Below are 23,054 nucleotides of genomic sequence, written 5' to 3'. Positions count from 1 at the left end.
GGCGGCTCAGCATCCTCAGGGCGAGATTGACGTCACGCAGCAGAAGTGCGAGAACGGTGCGACGTCACGTCGATCTCACGGTCGGTACGCGCCTCACGCGCCGCCCGGCCGGCTCGGCGAGTGTCGGGCTTCGACGCGTCCACGCCCCGCCGCCGCCAGGCGTCGGCGACCCGGCCCAGGATGTCGTCGACCGGATCCTCGGCAATCACGCGAATGACGATCCAACCCGCCGCTTCCAAGCGACGCACCCGCCGTTGATCTTTCACGTAACGGGCGCGACTGGTGCGGTGGTAGTCGCCGTCGTAATCCACGGCGATCTCGAGGCGCTTCCAGCCCATGTCGACGACGCCGATCAGACCCTCGGCGTCGTAGACGGGTATCTGCGTTTCGGGTGTCGGATAGCCGGCATCGATCAGCAACAGCCGCAGCCAGGTCTCCTTGGGTGAATCGGCGCCGCCGTCGACCAAAGGCAGCGCGACGCGCAAAGCATTGAGACCGCGGGCGCGGGGATAGCGCTTCGCCAGGAGCAGAACCTCATCGGCGGAGAAGCGGCTAGACCACATCAGCGCATCGAGTCGCGCGACCGCCTCGTTCCTCGGGAGTCGACGGCCCAGGTCGAATGCCGTACGCGCATTGGAGGTCACCGGTATTCGGCCGAAACGGGTGATCTCGTCGTCACCGAGGGCGTCGTTGCGCGTCAGGATGCCTTCGGGTGGCCGGCCGTGCCGCCAGATCAACTCGATGGGTATGTCGTCGTCGATGTAACTCGCTCCCCACATCTTCGATGCGGCCAATCCTGCCACCACCGCCCGCCGGTCGGACCAGAGCCACGCGCCGTAGATGCGGTCGCGCAACGACAGCGTGGCAGCCTTCTCGCAGTAGACGTCCGGGAACATCCGGCGGTGCCAACGCTGCAGCTCATATCTCGTGACAGCACCTTTGGCCAACGCTTCGCTACCGCGGAAGATCCTCCCCATGACGCGATGCTGGCATCAGCCACCGACAGCGGCGTGACATTGACGCCACGCAGTAGAAAGCCAAGAGGGCTGCTGCGTCACGTCAATCTCACGCAGCCAGCAACGACGGCTCAGGCGAGCGAGTTCTGCCACGCCCGGTGCAGCGCCGCGTACCGCCCGTCGCGGGTGATGAGCTCGGCGGGCGGACCGTCCTCGACGATCTCCCCGTGCTCGAGCACCAGCACGCGGTCGGCGATCTCCACCGTCGAGAGCCGGTGCGCGATCACCAGCGCGGTGCGGTCGGAGAGCACGGTCTCCAAGGCCCGCTGCACCATTCGCTCACTCGGGATGTCCAGCGACGACGTCGCCTCGTCGAGGATCAGCACCGCCGGGTCGGCCAGGAACGCCCGCGCGAACGCCACCAGCTGCCGCTGTCCCGCGGACAACCGGCCGCCCCGCTTGGCCACATCGGTGTCGTACCCCTCGGGCAGCGTGGCGACGACCCGGTCGGCGCCGACGGCGACCGCCGCGGCGCGCACCTCCTCGTCGGTGGCCTCGGGTTTACCGAATCGGATGTTGTCGGCGACGGTGCCCTCGAACATGAAGTTCTCCTGCGTCACCATCACCACGTGGCGGCGCAGTTCGCTCTGCGACAGGTTCCGCAGGTCGACCCCGTCGAGCGTCACCGCCCCCGACGTCGGGTCGTAGAACCGGGCGATCAGCTTCGCGATCGTCGTCTTGCCCGCACCCGTCGTCCCCACCAGCGCGACGGTCTGCCCCGCAGGCACGTCGAGATTCAGCCCGGGCAGCACCGGCCGGCCCTCGGTGTACTCGAATTCGACGTCGGAGAAGGCGATCTCACCCCGCACCCGGTCCAGGCGCACCGGGTCCTCCGGATCCGCGATGCCGGGCTTCTCGGCCAGCACCCCGGCCAGCTTCTCCAGCGCCGACGACGCCGACTGGAAGGTGTTGAAGAACTGCGAGATCTCCTGCATCGGCTCGAAGAACATCCGCAGGTACAGCAGGAACGCGGTCAGCGTGCCGATCGTCATCTCGCCGTGCAGCACCCGGTAGCCGCCGTAGAGCAGCACCACACCGGTGGTGACGTTGCCGACCAGCTTCACCCCGGGCATGAAGATCGCGAGCAGCTTGAACGTCTTCTCGTTGATCTCGCGGTACTCGTCGGCGATGTCCTCGAAGATCTCCTGGTTGCGCGGTTCGCGGCGGTAGGCCTGCACGGCCTTGATGCCCGTCATCGTCTCGACGAACTGCACGATCACCAGCGCCGCGCTCTCGCGCACCTTGCGGTAGGTCTTGGCGGACTCGGTGCGGAACCACCACACCAGCGCGATCAGCAGCGGGAACGCGGCCAGGCACATCAGGCCCAGCTTCACGTCGAGCACGACGAGCAGCACGGACGTGCCGACCAGCGTCAGCACGGCGGTGATCAGCGAGTCGAACCCGGTCTCCAGCATGTCCTGGATGGCCTCGACGTCGTTGGTCGACCGGCTGACCACCCGGCCCGAGGTGTAGCGGTCGTGGAACCGGATGTCGAGCCGCTGGAAGTGCCGGAACACCCTGCGCCGCAACTCCAGCAGCACCTTCTGGCCGACGCGGCCGGAGCGGCGCAGGAAGAACATCCGGCTGACGGCCTGCACCACCACGACGACGCCCAGCGACGCGACGATGAGCATCAGCTCGCGCGCGGACCCGCCGTCGACTATCGGCGGGATGCCGTGGTCGATGCCACGCTGCACGAGCAGCGGCACCGACAGCCGAGCAGCGTTCTCCACCACCACGACCAGCGCCAGCAGCCCGACCGTCAGGCGGTAGGGGCGCAGCAGCGAGCCCAGCAGCGCGCGGGCCTCGCGGCGCCGCGGCAGGTTCTCGTCGATCGGCAGGTCGTCGTCGCCGCTCTCCTTGACCCGTCCGCGCCAGTCCGTGACGGTCATCGCGCCTCGGCCTCCGACGTCACGAAAGGCCGCTCCGCACAGGTCTCCCCACAAGCCGAGTCGGTGGCTTCCTGCTCCTCGTAGGCGCGGTCGAGGCGGCGCCGGTCCTCGTCGTCCTGCCAGGCGCAGCTGCGCTCGGCGCCGTCGTCGAGCTGGTCGTCGGCGGCCAGCAGGTAGCGGTACTGAGGCACGTCGGCCAGCAGTTCGGCGTGCGTGCCGATGTGGGTGATGGTGCCGCCGTCCTCGGTGCGGCCGATGAGCGCGACCTTGTCGGCCAGCAGCACCGTGGACGCACGGTGCGCGACGACGATGCCCGTCACCGAGTGCAGCACCCGGCCCAGCGCCTCGGTGACCACCGCCTCGGTGTGCATGTCGAGCGCCGAGAGCGTGTCGTCGAGCACCAGGATCTTCGGCCCCGCCAGGATCGCCCTGGCCAGCGACAGCCGTTGACGCTGACCGCCGGACAGACTCATGCCCTGCTCGCCGATGCGGGTGTCCAGGCCGAACGGCAGGTCGTAGACGAACTGCGCGGCGGCGACCTCGACGGCCTCGGCCAACTGCTCGTCGGTGGCGTCCGGGCGGCCCAGCCGCAGGTTCTCGGCGACCGACATGGAGAACAGCGTCGGGTCCTCGAACGCGGTGGCCACCGCCTCGCGCAGCGCGGGCAGCGACAGCTCGCGGATGTCGCGGCCGTCGATGCGGATCGACCCCTCGCTGACGTCGTAGAGCCTCGACAGCAGCGCCGCCAGCACCGATTTGCCCGAGCCGGTCGGGCCGACGAGGGCCAGCGTCTCCCCCGGTTCGACGGTCGCGCTGACGTGGCGCAGCGCCCACTCCTCGCTGTCGGGGAACCGGAAGCCGACGTCGACCAGTTCGAGGCGCCCGCCGCGCGGCGTCGCATCGGCCGGGCCGTCGGCGATCTCCCGTGGCGCGTCGAAGATCTCGGCGATGCGGTTGGCCGCGGTGAACGACTCCTGCGTCATCGATAGCAGGAAGCCCAGCGACGCGATCGGCCACACCAGCGACAGCATCATCGTGATGAACGCGACGAGCGTGCCCAGGGTGACGTGCCCCGCGCCTGCGGCGTAGGCGCCGAAACCCAGCACCACGATCAGCGTCAGGTTCGGGATGATCTCGAGCAGCGTCCAGAACTTCGCCGACACTCCCACCCGCTTGACCTGGGTGTCGTACAGGTCGGTCAGCTGCCGGTCGAAGCGGTCGTAGACGTAGTCCTCGCGGCCGAAGGACTTGACCACCCGCAGGCCGAGTGCCGCCTCCTCGACGTGGGTGGCGACGTGGCCGGACTGGTCCTGCGCCAGCCGCGACAGCCGCGTGTAGGACTGCTGGAAGTGCAGCACGATCAACGTGATCGGGACGATCGAGACCAAGACGACGACGCCGAGTGGCCAGTACATCGACAGCAGGATCGCCGTCACCACGGTGATCTGCAGGAGGTTCAGCACCAGGAACAGCAGCCCGAACGACATGAAGCGGCGAATCGTGCTCAGGTCGTTCATCATCCGCGACAACAACTGCCCGGACTGCCAGCGGCCGTGGAAGCTCATCGGCAGGATCTGCAGGCGCGCGTAGAGATCCTTGCGGATGTCGGCCTCGACGCCCATGGTGGCGCGCGAGCTCAGCCAGCGTCGGATGAACCACAGCACGGCCTCGGTGATGCCGATGCCCATCGCCGCGGCGCCGAGCAGCCACAGCCCCTGCTGATCCTGGTGGCGCACCGGGCCGTCGATCACCGCCTTGGTCATCAGCGGGATCGACACCGTGGCTCCGAGGCTCGCTATCGCGATGACCACCATCACCGTCCACCGCGCCCGGTAGGGCAGCAGGTACGGCAACAGCCGCCACAGGTCCGAACTCGCCCGTGGCCGCGCGGGCGGCGGTGCGATCGCGGGCACCGAGTTCACGGGTTCACTCACTTAGAGAATCTTCCCATCTCACGCAAACCAATAACCCGCCGTGCGTCGAACGTCACGCGGCGACCCCAGCGTCCTGCGGGCCGAACTGCGTCTCGTAGAGCACGGTGTAGCGGCCGCCGCGGGCCAGCAGTTCCCGGTGCGTGCCGCGTTCGACGATCCGGCCGTCCTCGATCACCAGGATCTGGTCGGCGGCCCGCACTGTGGAGAGCCGGTGGGCGATGACGAGCGACGTGCGCCCCGCCAGCGCCTCGCCCAGGGCCTGCTGCACCGCGGCCTCCGACTCGGAGTCCAGCGACGCCGTCGCCTCGTCGAGCACCACCACCCGCGACCTCCCCAGCAGCAGGCGGGCGATGGTCAGCCGTTGCCGTTGCCCGCCGGACAGACGGTAACCGCGCTCTCCGACAACGGTGTCCAGCCCGTCGGGCATCTCGGCGATCAGATCCGCCAGCCGGGCGCGCCGCAGCGCCGCCCACAGATCGGCCTCGGTGGCCTCCGGAGCCGCGAGCAGCAGGTTGGACCGGATCGACTCGTGGAACAGGTGGCCGTCCTGGGTGACCATGCCGACGGTGTCGCGCAGCGACTCGAACGTCACGTCGCGCACGTCGGCGCCGCCCAACCGGACCGCACCGTCGTCGACGTCGTACAGCCGCGCCAGCAGCGCCGCGATCGTCGACTTCCCTGCCCCGGAAGATCCCACCAGCGCGACCATCTGCCCGGGCTCGGCGGTGAACGAGATGCCGTGCAGCACCTCCTCGCCGCCGCGGTCGTCGAGCGTCGCGACCTCCTCCAGCGAGGCCAGCGACACCTTGTCGGCCGCTGGGTAGCCGAACCGCACCTGATCGAACTCCACGGCGACCGGGCCGTCGGGCAGCGCCGCGGCGTCGGGCTTCTCCCGGATCAGCGGCACCAGGTCGAGCACCTCGAAGACCCGCTCGAAGGACACCAGCGCGCTGGCGATCTCGACGCGGGCGTTGGCCAGCGCGGTCAGCGGGGCGTAGAGCCGGGTGAGCAGCAGCGCCAGCGACACCACTGCGCCGGTCTGCAGGTGCCCGCCGATGGCCAGCACGCCGCCGAGGCCGTACACCAGCGCCAGCGCGAGCGCCGACATCAGCGTCAGCGAGTTCATGAACGTCGCCTGCAGCATCGAGGACCGCACGCCGATGTCGCGGACCCGCCCGGCACGCGCCGCGAACTCGCCCGACTCCTGCGCCGGCCGGCCGAACAGCTTGACCAGCGTCGCACCGGGCGCGGAGAACCGCTCCGTCATCTGGGTGTTCATCGTCGCGTTGTAGATCGCGGCCTCGCGGCTCAGGTGCGCCATCCGGGCGCCGATGCGGCGGGCGGGCACCACGAACAGCGGCATCAACACCAGCGACAGCAGGGTGATCTGCCATGAGATGCCGATCATCACGGCCAGCGTCAGGGTCAGCGTGACAACGTTGGAGACGACGCCGGACAGCGTGTCGGAGAACGCCCGCTGTGCGCCGATGACGTCGTTGCCCAGCCGGCTGACCAGCGCGCCGGTCCGGGTTCGGGTGAAGAACGCGACCGGCATGCGCTGCACGTGGTCGAACACCGCGGTGCGCAGGTCGAGGATCAGGCCCTCACCGATGGTCGACGACAGCCACCGCGTCAGCAGCGACACCGCCGCCTCGGCGACCGCGACGCCGGCGATGACGATGGCCAGCACCACCACCGCGCTCGCCGGACCGCCGGCAGTGATGACGTCGACGACCCGCCCGGCCAGCAGCGGCGTGGCGACCGTCAGCAGTGCGGTCACCACGCTGACGCCGACGAACACGCCGAGCCTGCGGTGGTGACGCGCCGAGAACCGCCAGATCCGCTTCAGCAGCGTGCGGTCGGCCAACGACCGCAGATCACCGCCGCGGGCGTGCGTCTGCCGGTACAGCGATTGCCGGGCAACCGTCTCCAAGCTCATGTTTTCACCGTAGAACCTCAACAATGGATTAGGTCAAAGCCTTCCGGCCCGGCGAATTCGCCGTCCTGGCCTGCAGCCTTCCCCGAAGAGCGCCGCGCCAACCCCAGCTCAGACGATGCCGAAGTACCCGATCACGCCGGCAACAGCGACCACCAGCAGCGGATTGAGCTTGGTGAAGACGAACACCGCGGTGCAGACGGCCGTCAGCAGATAGGCCCGCCAGTCGTGGTCGGCCGAGCGGCTCATCACCAGCGAGGTGGCCAGGATCAGCCCGACGGTCAGCGGGGCGAAGCCCTTCTCGACGGCGATCCGCAGCCGCGACTTCTGCGCCTTCTGCCAGAACTGCGTGATCACCAGGACCAGCGTGGCCGCAGGCAGCACCATCGCGACGGTGGCGACCACGCCGCCGAGGATCGCGCCCGGCACCCCGCCCACCTCGAGGCCTGCGGCGTAGCCCACCATCCCGACGATCAGGATGCTCGGACCCGGCGCCGACTGGGAGATCGAGAACAGATCGGCGAACTGCCCGTCGGTCAGCCAGTGCCGTTCGTGCACCGCCCTGGCGTGCATCTCGGGCAGCACCGCGTTGCCCCCGCCGATCGACATCAACGACAACGACCCGAACAGCGCGATGAGTTGCAGATAGGTGCTCACGTCTCGGTGGCCGCCTCCCGCGCCCGGCGCGGCCACGCCCAGAGCACGCTGAGCGGCGCGAGGATCGCCAGCACACCGAGCAGCGGCCAGCGCAGCACGCCGTTGAGGACGAACGCCGCTGCGAACAGGGCGACAGGCACCAGACCGGTGAGGCACTGGCGGCCGGTCTGGATCACCATCGCCACGGTCAGCGCGACGGCGGCCGCCGATGCGCCGTGCAGCACACCGGCGACGGCGGGCACCTCCTTGAAGCGGAAGTACAGGAAGGCCATCACCAGGATGATCACCAGCGGCATGAAGCACAGCCCCGCCACCGCGGCGACGGCCCCCGCGACCGAGCGCATCTTGCTGCCCGCGAACACCGCCATGTTGACCTGATTGGCGCCCGGCAGGATCCGGCACATCGTCATGGCCGAGAGGAACTCCGCCTCGCCGAGCCACCGCTTCTCGACGACGAGGATCTCCCGCGACCACGCCGACAGTCCGCCGCCGAACGACGCCAGCGCGATGTGGTTGAACGTCCAGGCGATGTCGAACAGTGAGACCGGCTTGTCGGTCTCACTCATGGTCGACGTGCGCGTCGGCGGGGAAGTCGAGGTGGGTCTCGTCCTCGTGATGGTGCGCCGGCTCGAGGGGGTCGGGTGGCTCGTAGTGGTGCGACGTCTCCCAGTCGCCGTCGAAGACCTGCTTCAACCGGGCCACGGCTTCGGGGTCGCTGGTGATCACGCCCAGTTCGCGGCGCAGGTCGAATGCGCTCCGGTCGATGTTCATCGAACCGAGCAGCGCCTGGCTGTCGTCGATGATCAGCAGCTTCGCGTGCACCCGCAGCTGCTTCTGCTTGCGCACCTTGACCCCGAACCGGCGCAGGGTGCGCAGCGAGGCGAAGGTGTCCAGGACGTCCCACTCGCTGATGCCGTGCCTGCCGCCGCACAGCACGTGCACCTTCACGCCCCGGTCCGCGGCGGCGGCGATGTGATCGAGGATCACCGCGTCGACGTACTTCGGGTGCTGGATGTCGAGGCGGTGGGTGGCGGCGTCGATGAACTGCGCCATCCGGTAGCGCGAGTTCGCGTTGCTCCACAGCAGGCCGTCGTTCTGCGCGGGCGACCAGTCCTCGTGATTCCAGTCCGCGTGGAAGGCCTCGGTGATCTGGGCGACGTGGTTCGGGTCGGTGGTGACGATCCCGTAGTCGCGGGTGCGGGTGAAGTACTTGGTGCACAGGTTGAACGTGGCGATCAGGGCGGCGTCGCCGTCGACGACGATCGACTTCTCGTGGGTCACGTAGAACTTCGGGTTGCACCACTGCACCTCGACGCCCGCGGCGCGGAGCCGTTCATAGGTGTCGTCGTTCGCGCGGTCGCCGCCGGACCGCTTGGCGTTCAACATGACCCGCACGTCGACGCCCGCGGCCCTCCGATCGATCACCGCGTCGATGAGGCTCTCGTCGGTGAACGTGAACTGCTTGACCAGGAGGCGCTCGCGGGCCGACGAGATGAACTCCCGAACCGGGGCCAGCCCGTCGTCGGGTTCCACGATCAGATTCGACGACGGCACAAGTCCCGGATGCTAGCACCGCCGCGGAGCCAGCAAACGGCGATGGGCGTAACTTGTGGGCCGTGATCAACGACTCCTCGGCGTCACGCCCGAAGCTGGACGTCTGGGAACGGCGCACCGAGTGGCCGCTGGCGGCGGTCGCCATCGTATTCCTCATCGCCTACGCGATCGACGTGCTCGCCCAGCCGCAGGGCGCGGCCGACGTGGCCATCGAGGTGGTCGCCTGGGGTTCCTACGCCGTCTTCGCCGTCGACTACGTCATCCGGCTGAGCCTGGCCTCCAACCGCTGGCGGTGGTTCTTCCGCCACCTGTTCGACCTCGCGATCGTGCTGCTGCCGCTGCTGCGGCCGCTACGCCTGGTGCGTCTGGTCATCCTCATCTCGGTGCTGCAGCGGGCCGTCGGCAATGCGATCCGCGGCCGGGTCGTCATCTACACGATCTCGGCGGCCGTCCTGCTGGTGTTCGTGGCGTCGCTGGCGGTGCTCGAGAGCGAACGCGACGCCGTCGACCCGCACATCACGAATTTCGGTGAGGCGCTGTGGTGGTCGATCACCACGATCACCACCGTCGGCTACGGCGACCTGACCCCGCTCACCGGCACCGGCCGGGTGATCGCGGTGCTGCTGATGATCGGCGGCATCAGCCTCGTCGGTTCGATCACCGCCACGCTGGCGTCGTGGATCGTCCAGCGCGTGGCCGACGAACAGTCGGCCGAGGAGGCGGTGACCACCGCGCACGTCGAGCAGGTGCTCGCCGAGATCAAGGAGTTGCGAATCGAGATCGCCCTGCTGCGCGACGAGGGACGCGGTCCCGGCGGTCAGCCTCCCCCAGCGTGACCCGGCCATCAGGCAAGATTGCGGACATGGACAGTGGTGGTGTGGCCTCGCCCCGGGTGCTCGTGGTGGACGACGACCCCGACGTGCTGGCGTCGCTCGAGCGCGGGTTGCGGCTGTCCGGGTTCGACGTCTCCACCGCCGTGGACGGCGCCGAGGCGCTGCGCAGCGCCACCGAGACCCGGCCCGACGCGATCGTGCTCGACATCAACATGCCGGTGCTCGACGGCGTCAGCGTGGTGACCGCGCTGCGTGCGATGGACAACGACGTGCCGGTCTGCGTGCTGTCGGCGCGCAGCAGCGTCGACGACCGGGTGGCGGGGCTGGAGGCCGGCGCCGACGACTACCTGGTCAAGCCGTTCGTGCTGCAGGAGCTGGTGGCGCGGGTGAAGGCGCTGCTGCGCCGCCGCGGATCGTCGGCCACCATCTCGTCGGAGACCATCCAGGTCGGCCCGCTGGAGGTCGACATCCCGGGCCGACGGGCGCGCGTCAACGGCGCCGACGTCGACCTGACGAAGCGGGAGTTCGACCTGCTGGCGGTGCTCGCCGAACACAAGACCGCCGTGCTCTCGCGCGCGCAGCTGCTCGAGCTGGTGTGGGGTTACGACTTCGCCGCCGACACCAACGTGGTGGATGTGTTCATCGGCTACCTGCGCCGCAAGCTCGAGGCCAACGGCGCGCCGCGGCTGCTGCACACCGTGCGCGGTGTGGGTTTCGTGCTGCGGACCCAGTAGTCGATGAACCTGCTGTCGCGCATCCGCCGCACGCCTTCACTTAGGGCCAGGGTGGTGGTCGCGACAGCGATCGGCGCGGCGATCCCGGTGCTGATCGTCGGCACCGTGGTCTGGGTCGGCATCACCGGGGACCGCAAGGAACGCCTCGACCGCAGGCTGGACGAGGCGGCCGGCTTCGCGATCCCGTTCCTGCCGCGCGGGCTCGACGAGATCCCGAAGTCGCCCAACGACAAGGACGCCGTCATCACGGTGCGCAGGGCCGGGCAGATCAGTTCGAACTCCGAGGTGGTGCTGCCCGAGTTGCCCGCGGGCTACGAGGACACCTACGTCGACGGCGTGCGGTACCGGGTGCGCACGGTCGAGATCCCGACACCCGAGCCGATGCTGGTGGCCGTCGGCGACACCTACAACGCCACCATCGCCGACACCAACAACCTGCACCGGCGGGTGGTGATCATCTGCTCGCTGGCGATCGGCGCCGCCGCGGTGGTGGGCTGGTTGCTGGCGACGTTCGCGGTGAGGCCGTTCAAGCGCCTTGCGCGGCAGACCAGCCAGATCGACACCGCCGACGAGACACCGGTCATCGAGGTGCGCGGCGCGACGGAGGCCGTCGAGATCGCCGACGCGGTGAAGGGCATGCTGCAGCGCATCGCCAAGGAGCAGGACCGGACCAAGGCGGCGCTGACCTCGGCGCGCGACTTCTCGGCGGCCTCGGCGCACGAGTTGCGCACCCCGCTGACGGCGATGCGGACCAACCTGGAGGTGCTCGCCACCCTGGACCTGGACGGCGAGCAGCGCCAGGAGGTGGTCGGCGACGTCATCCGCACCCAGTCGCGGATCGAGGCGACGCTGTGGGCGCTGGAGCGGCTGGCGCAGGGGGAACTGTCCACCGCCGACGACCATGTCCCTGTCGACATCACCGAACTGCTCGACCGGGCCGCACACGACGCGATGCGGATCTACCCCGATCTGGAGGTCTCGCTGGCGCCCGCCCCGACGGTGATCATCGTCGGGCTGCCCGCCGGGCTGCGGCTCGCGGTGGACAACGCCATCGCCAACGCCGTCAAACACGGCGGGGCGAGCCGGGTGCAGCTCTCAGCGGTGAGCTCACGCGAGGGCGTCGAGATCGCGATCGACGACGACGGCTGCGGCGTGCCCGAGGAGGAACGCGCGCTGGTGTTCGAGCGGTTCTCCCGCGGGTCGACGGCGTCGCGGCTGGGTTCCGGGCTGGGGTTGGCGCTCGTCGCGCAGCAGGCCGAACTGCACGGCGGCACGGCGACGCTGGAGGCCAGCCCCCTGGGTGGCGCCCGGCTGCTGCTACGGCTGCCGGGGCCGCGGCCCGGTGAGGGGCTGCCGACCTTGCAGCTCTAGCGGGTGGCCAGCAGGTCGATGACGAAAATAAGCGTCTTGCCCGAGAGCCGGTGCCCGCCGCCCGCGTCGCCGTAGGCCTGGGCCGGCGGGATGGTCAGCTTGCGTCGGCCGCCGACCTTCATCCCGGGTATGCCGTCCTGCCAGCCCTGGATCAGGCCCTGCAGCGGGAACTCGATCGACTCGCCGCGGTTCCACGAGCTGTCGAACTCCTCGCCGGTGTCGTACTCGACACCGACGTAATGCACCTCGACGTTGGCGCCCGGCACGGCCTCCGCGCCCTCGCCGACGACCAGGTCCTCGATGACCAGATCGGTCGGAGGCGGTCCATCGGGAAACTCGATCTCGGGCTTTCCCCCACTATTGGCAGTCACCGCACCCACCGTAGTCGGGCAGACTGGTGCCGTGGCCAAAGACGAAGACATCCTCGATCAGGTGAACCGACTCGTTGCTGAGGAGAAGGACCTGCGCTCCCAGCTCCAGCACCACGAGATCGACGAATCCGAAGAACACCAGCGGCTGCGTGCCGTCGAGGTGGCGCTCGACCAGTGCTGGGACCTGCTGCGACAGCGGCGCGCCCTGCGTGAGTCGGGCAAGGATCCCCGTGAGGCCGAGGTGCGACCGGCCGGTGAGGTCGAGGGTTACCTGAACTGAGCGCCGACCACGCCGCCGGAGCCGCTCCCGCGGGGACCTTCGATGCGGTGATCGTCGGTGGCGGCCACAACGGGCTGGTCGCCGCGGGGTATCTGGCGCGCGCCGGCAGGCGCGTGCTGGTGCTGGAACGCCTCGACCACGTCGGCGGGGCGGCCGTCTCGGCGCACGCGTTCGAGGGCGTCGACGCGCGGCTGTCGCGATACTCGTATCTGGTCAGCCTGCTGCCGCGGCGGATCGTCGACGATCTCGGCGCCCGCGTCCGGCTGGTAAAGCGGCGGCAGTCGTCGTACACGCCGGACCCGGCGACCGGCGGGCGGAGCGGGTTGCTGGTGGGCCGGACGAACACGTTCGCGGCCGTGGGCGCCGCCGACGACGAGGCCGGCTTCGCGGAGTTCTACCGTCGCTGCCGCACGGTCACCGAGCGGTTGTGGCCGACCATGACGGCGCCGCTGATGACGCGCAGCCAGGCGCATGCGCACGTGCAGGCCGGCGACCCGGATGCCGGCGCGGTGTGGCACGCCATGACGGGCGCGCCGATCGGTGCGGCGATCGAAGGCGCGGTGTCCAGTGACCTGGTGCGCGGGGTGATGGCCACCGACGCCCTAATCGGCACGTTCGCCAGGACCGACGACCCGTCCCTGGCGCAGAACGTGTGTTTCCTCTACCACCTGCTCGGCGGCGGCACCGGCGACTGGGACGTCCCGATCGGCGGCATGGGCGCGGTCAGCGGCGCGCTGGCCGCAGCGGCCGCCGGCTTCGGCGCCGAGATCGTCACCGGCGCAGAGGTGTTCGGCATCGACCCGGACGGCGAGGTGCGCTACCGGTCCGGCGGGCGCGAGCACCGCGTCGGCGCGCGGTTCGTGCTGGCCAACGTCACCCCGGCGGTGCTCGCCGGCCTCGTCGGCGACCCCGCGCCGCAGCTCGCCGGCGGGTCCCAGGTCAAGGTGAACCTCATGCTGCGCCGGTTGCCGAGGTTGCGCGACGCGTCGGTGACGCCCGAGCAGGCATTCGGCGGGACGTTCCACGTCAACGAGAACCTGACGCAGCTCGACGCCGCCCACGACCGTGCCGCAGGCGGCGAGGTCCCCCAGCCGCTGCCGTGCGAGATCTACTGCCACTCGCTGGCCGATCCGACCATCCTGTCCGACCGCCTTCGGGAGACCGGCGCGCAGACGATGACGCTGTTCGGATTGCACACGCCGCACTCGCTGGCCCACGGCCAGGATCCGGAGCGGCTGCGCAATGCGCTGACGTCGGCGGCGCTCGGTTCACTGAACTCGGTGCTGGACGAACCCGTGCAGGACGTGATCCTCGAGGACGGCGCCGGCCGGCTGTGCATCGAGACCAAGACCACGGCCGACCTGGAGCACATACTCGGCATGACCGCGGGCAACATCTTCCACGGCGGGCTGCACTGGCCGTTCGCCGAGGATGACGAGGCGCTCGACACCCCGGCCCAGCGCTGGGGTGTGTACACCGCCCACGAGCGAATCCTGTTGTGCGGCTCCGGCGCCCGGCGCGGCGGCGGGGTGTCGGGCATCGGTGGGCACAACGCGGCGATGGCTGTGCTCGAAAGCCGGTGAAGCGGCGGCCGGCTTGCTAGCCTGGCGAAGATGAAGGCCACGATCGCGGCACTCGCCGCTGCGGCGATCTCCGCGGCGGCCATGGTGCTCGCCGCGCCTGCGCAGGCGGTGCCGACCTACGGCAGCAACGGGGTGTTCGGCGTCGACACCGAGGCGGGCAAGGGCTGGGTGACCGCGTTCATCGCGCCGGGCCGCTACCGCGTCGACCAGGCGCCGAGCATGGCGCCCTATCAGAGCGCTCCCGGTTTCTGGTTGCGCTGCAACGCTTTCCCGTGTTCCCACAATGCCGGTGGCCACATCATCGCGCGCGGCGATGCGGTGCGGGGCGCCGCGACGTTCGTCGACATCCTGCCGACCGACACGGCGGTGGCGCTGTACAACACGACACTCACCCGCGCCTGAACGTCACCTCAGCCTGCCGATGATGGCATGCAGCGTCGCCAGGTCGTCGGCGGCGAGCGCGCTCAGAGCAGGGGGCGCCGGGTCGTCGATGGCGTCGATCCGCTCGACCACGGCGCGACCGGCCGCCGTCAGCGACACCCGCTTGCTGCGGCGGTTGCCCGGATCGACCTCGCGCATCACCAGTCCACGGTCTTCGAGGTCGTTGACGGCGACGGTGGCCGCGGGCGCATCGATGGTGGCGGCGTGCGCGATCTCCTTGACGCTCATCGGCTGACGGGCCAGCCGGCGCAGGACGCGGACCCGGCTGAACGGCAGCCCCGTCTGCTCGACCACCGCGCGCTTCCAGCCCTCCCGGTTGTCGTACACCAGCGCGGCCATCGCCCGCCAGACGTCGTCGGCCAGACCGTCATGTGACATGCGTCGGCTCCGTGCGGGCCTGATCGCCGGCGATCAGCGGCGCCAGCCGCTCGGCGGACCGCAGCGCCCGTCCCGATGTCGAGTAGACGCCGAGCACGGTGATGACCATCCCGAATGCGATGCACACGAACCACAGCGGGCGTGCCGCGGTCGCGAAGTCGGCAGCCGTGCCGGCCAGCGCCGCTCCCGCCACCGAACCACACAGCGCCACACCGATGCTCACGCCGATCTGCCTGCTGGTCGAGGTCACCGCCGACGCCGCGCCGGCCCGGTCCAGCGGCATCCCGCTGACCGCGGCGTTGGTGATCGGCGCGTTGACCATCGAGAAGCCGATGCCGTACACCGCGAACACCACCAGCAGCTCCCACACCGGCGTCGTCGCGGTGAGGAACGTCAACAACACCGATGCCGACGTGATCAGGACACCGGCCACGAGCAGCGACGGCCGGGCGCCGAACCGCCCGACGAGGCGTCCCGACAGCGGCGAGAACAGCAGCGCGCCGATCGCGATCGGCAGGTAGATGAGGCCGGTGTGCATCGGCGAATAGCCGCGCTCCCCCTGCAGGTACAGCGACATCATGAACAGGAACGCGCCCCACGCCGCGAAGGCCGAGATCGCCGTCACCGTCGCCGAGGTGAACGGGATGCTGCGGAAGAAGCGCAGGTCGACGAACGGGTCGTGACGGCGCGACTCGTAGCGCAGGAACGCGGCGAACGCGATGACGGCCACCGCCGCGGCGCCGACGGTCCGCGGATTCGTCCACCCCAGCCCCGGGCCCTCGATCAGGGCGAACACGACGCCGAACAGGAACAGCACGCCGAGCGCCTGCCCCACCGGGTCGATGTTGCGCATGGTCGCCGACTTGGTCTCGGGCACGAACACCGCAGTCAGGATGATGGCCGCCGCGCAGATCGGCAGGTTGATCCAGAACACCGCCCGCCAGCCGATCCACTCGATCAGAAGTCCGCCGACGATCGGGCCGAGCGCCATCGAGATACCGACCACGGCCCCCCAGAAGCCGAGCGCCCGTGCGCGCTCGACGCGGCCGGTGAACACCTGCGAGATGATGGACAGCGCAACGGGATTCATCATCGAGCCACCGATGGCCTGCAGCAGCCGCGCGACGATCAACGTCTCGATGTTGGGCGCCAGGCTGCACAGCAGTGAGCCGAGCGCGAAGATCGTCAGCCCGAGCTGGAACACCCGCCGCCGGCCGAACCGGTCGCCGGTGGCGCCGGCCAGCATCAGCAGCGACGCCAGCACCAGCGTGTAGACGTCGATCACCCACTGCAGCTGCGACGGCGACGCGTGCAGGTCCGAGCGGATGGCCGGGATGGCGACGTTGACGATCGTCGCGTCCATCGACACGATCAACAGGCTCAGGCAGCAGGACATCAGGATGATGGCCTTGCGCCGCGAGGTCATGCCGACAGTATCGATCACCTAACTATTGTGAAACTACAACTGTCGTGATCGCAAGCGGATTGATCGTGACGTTCGTCGCCCCGCGACCGTGCGCGGGAACCGCGTCAGCGCTTCTCGGAGTCCACGTAGTCGCGTTCGGTGTAGCCGGTGTAGATCTGCCGCGGCCGGCCGATCTTGCCGCCACCCTCGTCGTGCATCTCCCGCCAGTGCGCGATCCAGCCCGGCAACCGGCCGAGCGCGAACAGCACGGTGAACATCCGCGTCGGGAAGCCCATCGCGCGGTAGATCACGCCGGTGTAGAAATCGACGTTCGGGTAGAGCTTGCGCTCGACGAAGAAGTCGTCGGTGAGGGCGAACTCCTCCAGCGACTTGGCGATGTCGAGCAGTTCGTCGTCGCCGCCGAGCTTGCCGAGGATCTTGTCGGCCTGCTCCTTGACGATCCGCGCGCGGGGGTCGTAGTTCTTGTAGACGCGGTGACCGAAGCCCATCAGCTTCACGTTGTCCTCGCGGTTCTTCACCTTCTTGACGAAGGTCTGGACGTCGCTCTCCTCGGTGCGGATGCGCTCGAGCATCTCCAGCACCGCCTGGTTCGCGCCGCCGTGCAGCGGCCCCCACAGCGCGTTGATGCCGCCGGAGATCGACGTGAACAGATTCGCCTGCGAGCTGCCGACCAGCCGCACCGTCGAGGTGGAGCAGTTCTGCTCGTGGTCGGCGTGCAGGATCAGCAGCATGTCAAGGGCGCGGACGACCTCAGGGTCCACCTCGTAGGGCTCGGCCGGCAGGCCGAACGTCATCCGCAGGAAGTTCTCGACCAGGCTCATCGAGTTGTCCGGGTAGAGGAACGGCTGCCCCACGGACTTCTTGAAGGCATACGCCGCGATCGTCGGCAGCTTGGCGAGCAACCGGATCGTCGACAGCTCGACCTGCTCGTCGTCGAACGGGTCGAGCGAGTCCTGGTAGTAGGCGCTCAGCGCGTTGACGGCACTCGACAGCACCGGCATCGGGTGGGCGTTGCGGGGGAAACCGTCGAAGAACCGCTTCAGGTCCTCGTGCAGCAGCGTGTGCCGCTGGATCTGGGTGGTGAACTTCTCCAGCTGCTCCGCCGTCGGCAGCTCGCCGTAGATCAACAGGTAGCTGACCTCGATGAAGGTCGACTTCTCGGCCAGCTGCTCGATCGGGTAGCCGCGGTACCGCAGGATCCCGGCGTCGCCGTCGATGTAGGTGATCGCACTCTTGGTCGACGAGGTGTTGACGAAACCGCTGTCGTAGGTGGTGTAGCCGCTCTTGGCCAGGAGTGACCCAAGCGCGATGCCGTCGGATCCTTCCGTGGCGTGGACTACATCCAGCTCCAGTTCGCCCCCGGGATAGGACAGGGTGGCGTGCTCTTCTCCACCGGACGGGTTATCGGCCACGGGTACCCCTTCGTCATCGCCTGAGATGCGGACCTGTCCTACAAAAGGTAGTCCCATCCCGACGGTCGTGCCCGCGGGGGGCGGCAGTTGCTCAGGCCGGCTGCCGGGCGTCGGCCGTCTCCGCCAGGAACATCGAGTAGGTCTCCTCGACGCGCGACACGATGGCCTCGACGGTGAGGCTGGCCCAGTCCGACTTGTCGACGTCTGCCATCGCGGTGCTCACGATCGCCGACCACACGCACGCCACCAGCTTGAGCCGCTTGTCGTCGCGCGCCACGCCCATCCGCTGTGCGAGGGCGGCGTTGACCGCGTCCTCGCGGAACTCCCCGGACAGGTGACGCAGCGAGGGCGAGGAGTTGATGATGCGGGCGGCGGCGAGCAACCGCTCGGAGGTCAACCCGTTGACCGCACCGGTCTTCGTCGAGACGAACGCCTCGATGTGGGCCTTGCACAGCGCATCCAGGTGGGTGAGGTCGTGGGGCTGGCGCGTCAACTGGACCGCCACCAGCTCGACGATGTCGTCGATGGAGGCGAGTACGACGGCGTCCTTGGTGGCGAAGTAGCGGCTGAACGTGCGCGGCGAGACGTCGGCGACGGCGGCGATCTGGTCGACCGTGGTGGCCTCGTATCCCTGCCGTGTGCACAACTCGACGGCCGCCTCGATCAGTTCTGCTCGCGTGCGCTGCTTCTTGCGCTCGCGCAGGCCGAGGATCGGTTTGCCGTCGACTTCAGCCACGCCGCGATGCTATCCCGCCGAGCTGATGAAAACCTGAAAATTTGGCACCCTATGCAAATCGCCCGTACTCACAGTATGTCTGCTCGGGGCGTTTTCCCCGGTCGGTAGCGAACGAAGGCCGGTGACAGCAGGGCGGCCACCAGTACGCCGGCGACCACCAGCCCGCCGCCGCCGGCCGCGGCGATCGTCGTGCCCACCGCGGCCGCCGCGGCGCCGTGCAGGGTGTCGGCCAGCCGCGGCCCACCGGCGACCACCACGACGAAGACGCCCTGCAGGCGACCTCGCACGTCGTCGGACGCCGCCTCCTGCAGGATGCTCGACCGGAACGCCGCCGACACCATGTCCGCCGCGCCCCCGAGGGCGAGGAATGCCAGTGCGGCCCAGAGCATTCCGCCGGCACGGCCGTCGGCCAGCCCGCAGGCCACACCGAAGCCGACCATCGCCAGACCCCACACCACGATGGCGGCCACCACCGCCAGCCCCTGCCTGCCGATCCTCGGCAGCCAGCCCGAGAACACCCCGCCGAGGACGGCGCCCACCGACATCGCTGCGGCCAGCAGCGCCACCGTGGTGCCGCCCTCGACGGGGCCGCCGAAGCTCTCGTGGGCCAGCTGCGGGAACAGTGCCCGCGGCATGCCGAAGATCATCGCGATCAGGTCGACGACGAACGACATCAGCACCACCCGGTTGCCTGCCAGGTGGCGGAAGCCGTCCAGCACCGCCCGCAGACCCCAGCGCGCGCCGCCCCTCGAGTCGCCCGACGGCGGCATCGCGGCGAGCCGCAACGTTGCCCAGATCGGCAGAACGCATGTCAGCGCGTCGATGAGATAGAGCGTCGACAGGTCCACCCAGTGCAGCAGCACGCCGGCCAGCAGCGGGCCGACGATCGCGCCGAACTGGAACACCGTCATGTTCAGCGAGTTGGCGGCAGGCAACTGGTCGCCGGGCACCATCCGCGGGACGGCGGCCGCGCGGGTCGGCGAATTCACCGCGTAGAACGCCTGCTGTACCCCCAGCAGGCACAGCACCACCCAGACGTTGTTCAGAGCCAGCGCGGCCTGCAGCCACAGCAGCACCGACGCCGCAGCCAGCCCGCACGAGGTGATCACCAGGAGCACCCGGCGGTCCATCGCGTCCGCCCAGGCGCCACCCCATAGCCCGAATACGATCAGCGGCCCCAGTGCGAAGACGCCCGCCAATCCGACGTAGGCCGAATTCTGGGTGAGCGCGTAGAGCTGCACCGGCACCGCGAAGATCGTCAGGTTGGCGCCGATGACGGTGGGGATGCCTGCCAGCCAGAGCCGGCGGAAGTCCGGCGAACGAAGCGGGGCGGTGTCGGCGAAGAGCCGCCGCACGCTAGGGCTGAAGCCGCTCGACGCGGACTCCGTCCGGCGCGAGCGTCACTCGGATCCGGTTGTGCACCCGATTCTCCCGGCCCTGCCAGAATTCGACGGTCTCGGGTGTGATCAGGTATCCGCCCCAGTTCGGCGGCACCGGCACCTCGTCGTCGGCGGCGAAGCGTTCGGTCACCTCGGTCAGCTGGTCCAGCAGCGCGCTGCGCGAGGCGATCGGCTTCGACTGGTGCGACGCCCACGCCCCCAACTGGGAGCCGCGTGGCCGCTTGGACCAGTACTGCTCGGTGGTGTCCGGCGCGACGCGGGTGACCGCCCCGCGCACGTGCACCTGCCGGCCCAGCGCGTACCAGGGGAAGGTCACCGACGCGTACGGCGTCGTCGCCAGCTGCTCACCCTTGTCGGAGTCGTAGTTCGTGTAGAACGTGATGCCCTCGCCGTCGACGCTCTTGCACAGCACCGTGCGGGTGACGGGGCGACCCGCCGCGTCGACGGTGCCCACCACCATCGCGTTGGGTTCGGCGGCACCGGCCCGCTCGGCATCGGTCAGCCAGTTGCGCAGCAGGTCAACCCAACCCGTCGCGGGGTCGGCGCCGAGCCAGTCGGCCTCCAGGTCTCCGCTGCCGTCCTTCTCCACCGATCCGTACTCCACGCGCATCCTCGCCAAGTGTTCGTTCGAGGCGCCGTCCGATCCGACGGCGTCCGACCCATCAGCCACCCGCACGACGCTACGCCTGGACGGGCAAGCCGAAGTGGCCGCGGTTACCGGCCGGTAGCGAGGGCGCCCGGCGGTGGTGCGAGAATCTGCTCATGACTGCCGCGTCGGGGCTGCCGGAAGACTTCGCCGAGGGACTCGAGGGCGTGGTGGCGTTCACCACCGAGATCGCCGAACCCGATAAGGACGGTGGCGCGCTGCGGTACCGCGGCGTGGACATCGAGGACCTCGTCACACAGAAGGTCACCTTCGGCGACGTGTGGGCGCTGCTCGTCGACGGCGAGTTCGGCCGTGGACTGCGGCCGGCAGAACCGTTCCCGCTGCCGATCCACAGCGGTGACGTCCGCGTCGACGTCCAGGCCGGCCTGGCCATGCTCGCCCCGATCTGGGGCTTCAAGCCGCTGCTCGACATCGATGACGCCACCGCCCGCGACCAGCTCGCCAGGGCGTCGGTGATGGCACTGTCCTACGTCGCCCAGTCCGCCCGCGGCATTTACCAGCCCGCGGTGCCGCAGCGCGTCGTCGACGGGTGCGACACGGTGACAGCACGATTCATGACCCGCTGGAAGGGCGAGCCGGACCCCAGGCACGTCGAGGCCATCGACGCGTACTGGGTGAGCGCCGCCGAGCACGGCATGAACGCCTCCACCTTCACCGCGCGGGTGATCGCCTCGACCGGCGCCGACGTGGCCGCATCGCTGTCGGGTGCGGTCGGCGCGATGAGCGGCCCGCTGCACGGCGGCGCCCCGGCCCGGGTGATCCCGATGATCGAGGAGGTCGAGAAGACCGGCGACGCGGCCGCCGTGGTCAAGGGCATCCTGGATCGCAAGGAGAAGCTGATGGGCTTCGGGCACCGGGTGTACCGGGCCGAGGACCCCCGCGCCCGGGTGCTGCGCGGCACGGCGCAGCGGTTGGCGGCGCCGCGCTACGAGGTGGCGGCGGCTCTCGAGCAGGCCGCGCTGGCCGAATTGCGCGAGCGTCGGCCCGACCGCGCGATCGAGACCAACGTCGAGTTCTGGGCCGCGGTGATCCTCGACTTCGCCGAGGTGACGACCTCGATGATGCCGGCGATGTTCACCTGCGGGCGCACCGCGGGCTGGTGCGCGCACATCCTCGAACAGAAGCGGCTCGGCAGGCTCGTCCGGCCGGCGGCGGTCTACGTCGGTCCGGAACCGCGCGGCCCGGAAACCGTGCGCGGATGGGATCAGATCGCCCGCCCGTGACCGCCGATCGGGTCTTCTACAGCGCCGCAGCGAGTTTCGCTGAACTGGTGGCGAAGATCCCGGCCGGCGCGTGGGACGGCCCCGGCCTGGGCGAGTGGGATCTGCGCGCACTGGTCGGCCACACGTCGCGGTCGCTGACGACGGTGAGCGCCTATCTGGGGACCACCGCCCGGCGTGAGGACCTGCGCGACCCGCAGGAGTACTACGTGTTCGCGCGGCAGTTCGCGACGCAGGCCGGCGGCGCGGCGGTGCTCGAACGCGGCCGGCAGGCGGGTCGAGATCTCGGGCCGGACCCCGTCGCGGCGGTGGAGGCGCTGGCCGCACAGGTCCGCCGCGACCTCGACGGCGCCGACGACCGGTTGATCGAGGTGATCGGCGGACAGGGCATCCGGCTGTCCAACTACCTGCCGACCCGCACGTTCGAACTGGCCGTGCACGGTCTCGACATCGCCCGCGCCGTCGGGCTCGACCACGCGCTGCCCCGCGACGTGCTTGCCGCCGCGGTCCGGCTGGCCGCGGACACTGCCGTCACCCTCGGTGACGGCGAGACGCTGCTGATGGCGTTGACCGGCCGCGCACCGCTGCCCGCGTCGTTCTCCGTCGTGTGAGGCGTGCGCCGAGACGACGGTTGTCGACGGGAAGTTCGAGTGGCGGCGTCAACAACCGTCGTCTCGCGGTGAGTTTTGTCGGTGCCGGCAGTCACCATGGACACCACCGAACCCAGAAGGAGCCCCCCATGGCCATCGAAGTGCAGCCCGCAGTGTCCCCGTCCCTGGTCGTCGACGACGCCGCCGCGGCGATCGACTTCTACGTCAAGGCCTTCGACGCCACCGAGTACGGACGGGTGCCCGGTCCGGACGGCAAACTCGTGCACGCCGCGCTGAACATCAACGGTTCGATGGTGATGCTCAACGACGATTTCCCGGAGATGACCGAGGGCAAGTCGATGACGCCCACCTCGCTGGGCGGCACGCCGGTGACCATCCATCTGACGGTCACCGACGTGGAAGCCAAGTTCCAGCGCGCCGTCGATGCCGGCGCCACCGTCCTGTCCCCTCTCGAGGACGCGTTCTGGGGGGACCGCTACGGGGTGCTGCGCGACCCGTTCGGCCACTACTGGTCGATGGGTCAGCCCATGCGCGAGGTCAGCATGGAGGAGATCGAAGAGGCGATGAAGCAGCAGCAGTAGGCGACGGCCGTCTGCCGCTGA

The 23,054-nt window shown here is 69.6% G+C and carries 23 protein-coding genes; 9 read left to right on the top strand and 14 right to left on the bottom strand.

All coding sequences use genetic code 11. From position 1 onward, the window contains the following. Positions 1–32: 32 nt before the first annotated feature. From H7I41_RS23740 to H7I41_RS23710, 7 genes are all read right to left on the bottom strand, one after another. Positions 33–977, bottom strand: coding sequence for a putative endonuclease domain-containing protein (locus H7I41_RS23740; protein WP_264015071.1), 945 nt, complete (start codon positions 975–977; stop codon positions 33–35). 110 nt (positions 978–1,087) lie between these two features. Further along, a complete protein-coding gene (locus H7I41_RS23735) occupies positions 1,088–2,908 on the bottom strand; it encodes an ABC transporter ATP-binding protein (protein ID WP_264015070.1) in 1,821 nt (606 codons plus the stop codon). Continuing rightward, on the bottom strand, positions 2,905–4,842 hold the full coding sequence (locus H7I41_RS23730; RefSeq protein ID WP_264015069.1) for an ABC transporter ATP-binding protein: 1,938 nt from the start codon (positions 4,840–4,842) through the stop codon (positions 2,905–2,907). Before H7I41_RS23730 ends, H7I41_RS23735 begins: the two co-directional genes overlap by 4 nt. A gap of 52 nt (positions 4,843–4,894) precedes the next feature. Beyond that, on the bottom strand, positions 4,895–6,781 hold the full coding sequence (locus H7I41_RS23725) for an ABC transporter ATP-binding protein (RefSeq protein WP_264015068.1): 1,887 nt from the start codon (positions 6,779–6,781) through the stop codon (positions 4,895–4,897). 108 nt (positions 6,782–6,889) lie between these two features. Next, positions 6,890–7,435 carry a chromate transporter gene (locus H7I41_RS23720; RefSeq protein WP_264015067.1) on the bottom strand — a complete coding sequence of 182 codons (546 nt, stop codon included), beginning with the start codon at positions 7,433–7,435 and terminating at the stop codon, positions 6,890–6,892. Beyond that, on the bottom strand, positions 7,432–8,001 hold the full coding sequence (locus tag H7I41_RS23715; RefSeq protein ID WP_264015066.1) for a chromate transporter: 570 nt from the start codon (positions 7,999–8,001) through the stop codon (positions 7,432–7,434). The genes H7I41_RS23720 and H7I41_RS23715 overlap by 4 nt, the downstream gene beginning before the upstream one ends. Continuing rightward, positions 7,994–8,968 carry a phospholipase D-like domain-containing protein gene (locus H7I41_RS23710; RefSeq protein ID WP_372503792.1) on the bottom strand — a complete coding sequence of 325 codons (975 nt, stop codon included), beginning with the start codon at positions 8,966–8,968 and terminating at the stop codon, positions 7,994–7,996. Before H7I41_RS23710 ends, H7I41_RS23715 begins: the two co-directional genes overlap by 8 nt. A gap of 83 nt (positions 8,969–9,051) precedes the next feature. Here H7I41_RS23710 and H7I41_RS23705 point away from each other — a divergent pair, with 83 nt between their 5' ends. The 3 genes from H7I41_RS23705 to H7I41_RS23695 are packed head-to-tail and all read left to right on the top strand — an operon-like array spanning position 9,052 to position 11,927. Then, positions 9,052–9,825 carry a potassium channel family protein gene (locus H7I41_RS23705; protein WP_264015065.1) on the top strand — a complete coding sequence of 258 codons (774 nt, stop codon included), beginning with the start codon at positions 9,052–9,054 and terminating at the stop codon, positions 9,823–9,825. 26 nt (positions 9,826–9,851) lie between these two features. Next, positions 9,852–10,556: a two-component system response regulator PrrA gene (gene prrA, locus H7I41_RS23700; protein WP_276009539.1), complete on the top strand. Its 705-nt coding sequence runs from the start codon at positions 9,852–9,854 to the stop codon at positions 10,554–10,556. Between the two features lie 3 nt (positions 10,557–10,559). Further along, positions 10,560–11,927, top strand: a complete 1,368-nt coding sequence (locus H7I41_RS23695; protein WP_264015064.1) for a sensor histidine kinase — start codon at positions 10,560–10,562, stop codon at positions 11,925–11,927. Here the strand turns inward: H7I41_RS23695 and H7I41_RS23690 are convergent. Further along, the gene (locus H7I41_RS23690; RefSeq protein WP_276009537.1) at positions 11,924–12,349 is read right to left on the bottom strand and encodes an FKBP-type peptidyl-prolyl cis-trans isomerase; all 426 of its coding nucleotides are present in this window, start codon (positions 12,347–12,349) and stop codon (positions 11,924–11,926) included. The two genes, H7I41_RS23695 and H7I41_RS23690, sit on opposite strands and share 4 nt — an antisense overlap. Here H7I41_RS23690 and H7I41_RS23685 point away from each other — a divergent pair. The 3 genes from H7I41_RS23685 to H7I41_RS23675 are packed head-to-tail and all read left to right on the top strand — an operon-like array spanning position 12,330 to position 14,563. Next, on the top strand, positions 12,330–12,578 hold the full coding sequence (locus H7I41_RS23685; protein WP_264015062.1) for a DUF2630 family protein: 249 nt from the start codon (positions 12,330–12,332) through the stop codon (positions 12,576–12,578). The genes H7I41_RS23690 and H7I41_RS23685 overlap by 20 nt on opposite strands. 47 nt (positions 12,579–12,625) lie before the next feature. Continuing rightward, positions 12,626–14,161, top strand: a complete 1,536-nt coding sequence (locus H7I41_RS23680; RefSeq protein WP_308214655.1) for a phytoene desaturase family protein — start codon at positions 12,626–12,628, stop codon at positions 14,159–14,161. 30 nt (positions 14,162–14,191) lie between these two features. Continuing rightward, a complete protein-coding gene (locus H7I41_RS23675) occupies positions 14,192–14,563 on the top strand; it encodes a hypothetical protein (protein WP_264015061.1) in 372 nt (123 codons plus the stop codon). A gap of 3 nt (positions 14,564–14,566) precedes the next feature. Here H7I41_RS23675 and H7I41_RS23670 read toward each other — a convergent pair whose 3' ends face one another. The 6 genes from H7I41_RS23670 to pdxH form a co-directional block, all read right to left on the bottom strand. After that, positions 14,567–14,980, bottom strand: coding sequence for a MarR family transcriptional regulator (locus H7I41_RS23670; RefSeq protein ID WP_264015060.1), 414 nt, complete (start codon positions 14,978–14,980; stop codon positions 14,567–14,569). Continuing rightward, positions 14,970–16,406 (bottom strand): MFS transporter, encoded by a 1,437-nt coding sequence (locus H7I41_RS23665; protein WP_264015082.1) that lies wholly within the window; start codon positions 16,404–16,406, stop codon positions 14,970–14,972. The genes H7I41_RS23670 and H7I41_RS23665 overlap by 11 nt, the downstream gene beginning before the upstream one ends. Before the next feature lie 104 nt (positions 16,407–16,510). Continuing rightward, complete coding sequence (locus H7I41_RS23660; RefSeq protein WP_264015059.1) at positions 16,511–17,818, bottom strand: citrate synthase; 1,308 nt, start codon at positions 17,816–17,818, stop codon at positions 16,511–16,513. 91 nt (positions 17,819–17,909) lie between these two features. After that, a complete protein-coding gene (locus H7I41_RS23655; RefSeq protein ID WP_264015058.1) occupies positions 17,910–18,554 on the bottom strand; it encodes a TetR family transcriptional regulator in 645 nt (214 codons plus the stop codon). Positions 18,555–18,622: 68 nt separating this feature from the next. Then, entirely contained in the window at positions 18,623–19,909 is a 1,287-nt protein-coding gene (locus tag H7I41_RS23650) for an MFS transporter (protein WP_264015057.1), read from the bottom strand. Between the two features lies 1 nt (position 19,910). Further along, positions 19,911–20,624 (bottom strand): pyridoxamine 5'-phosphate oxidase, encoded by a 714-nt coding sequence (gene pdxH, locus H7I41_RS23645; protein ID WP_264015056.1) that lies wholly within the window; start codon positions 20,622–20,624, stop codon positions 19,911–19,913. Between the two features lie 92 nt (positions 20,625–20,716). Here pdxH and H7I41_RS23640 point away from each other — a divergent pair, with 92 nt between their 5' ends. The 3 genes from H7I41_RS23640 (at position 20,717) to H7I41_RS23630 (ending at position 23,033) form a co-directional block, all read left to right on the top strand. Further along, positions 20,717–21,844 carry a citrate synthase 2 gene (locus H7I41_RS23640; RefSeq protein WP_264015055.1) on the top strand — a complete coding sequence of 376 codons (1,128 nt, stop codon included), beginning with the start codon at positions 20,717–20,719 and terminating at the stop codon, positions 21,842–21,844. Next, positions 21,841–22,452 carry a maleylpyruvate isomerase family mycothiol-dependent enzyme gene (locus tag H7I41_RS23635; protein ID WP_264015054.1) on the top strand — a complete coding sequence of 204 codons (612 nt, stop codon included), beginning with the start codon at positions 21,841–21,843 and terminating at the stop codon, positions 22,450–22,452. The genes H7I41_RS23640 and H7I41_RS23635 overlap by 4 nt, the downstream gene beginning before the upstream one ends. A gap of 128 nt (positions 22,453–22,580) precedes the next feature. Further along, positions 22,581–23,033, top strand: coding sequence for a VOC family protein (locus H7I41_RS23630; RefSeq protein ID WP_264015053.1), 453 nt, complete (start codon positions 22,581–22,583; stop codon positions 23,031–23,033). Positions 23,034–23,054: the final 21 nt, after the last annotated feature.

It is taken from the genome of [Mycobacterium] manitobense (assembly GCF_025821665.1).
GTDB classification, from domain to species: Bacteria; Actinomycetota; Actinomycetes; order Mycobacteriales; family Mycobacteriaceae; genus Mycobacterium; species Mycobacterium arseniciresistens.
The sequence above is the reverse complement of the archived record's forward strand: the minus strand, read 5'-3'. Positions and strand labels throughout refer to the sequence as shown.